The organism is Pseudomonas sp. SMSB3 (genome assembly GCF_052041965.1).
GTDB lineage: Bacteria > Pseudomonadota > Gammaproteobacteria > Pseudomonadales > Pseudomonadaceae > Aquipseudomonas.
Window position 1 is genome coordinate 1 of the sequence record NZ_JBKGGV010000063.1, and the last position, 241, is coordinate 241.

Sequence of the window (241 nt, forward strand, 5' to 3'; positions counted from 1 at the left end):
GTCATCCGCTCGACTTGCATGTGTTAGGCCTGCCGCCAGCGTTCAATCTGAGCCATGATCAAACTCTTCAGTTCAATACTGCTTGGGTTTTTAAGAAACCCTAAACTTGGCTCAGCAATCTCAAATGACTATGTGATTTCTCGCATGGCCACTTGTGATGCTGATAATCTTTGTGACTATCAGTCCGTACTCACAAGCACCCACACGAATTGCTTGATTCGATTTGTTAAAGAGCGTTTGG

Annotated in this window: 1 rRNA gene; it reads right to left on the reverse strand. The window is 44.8% G+C overall.

Going from position 1 to position 241, the window contains the following annotated elements:
* Positions 1-74, reverse strand: a 16S ribosomal RNA gene (locus ACLEJW_RS23295); the annotation flags it as partial.
* Between the last annotated feature and the right edge of the window lie 167 nt (positions 75-241).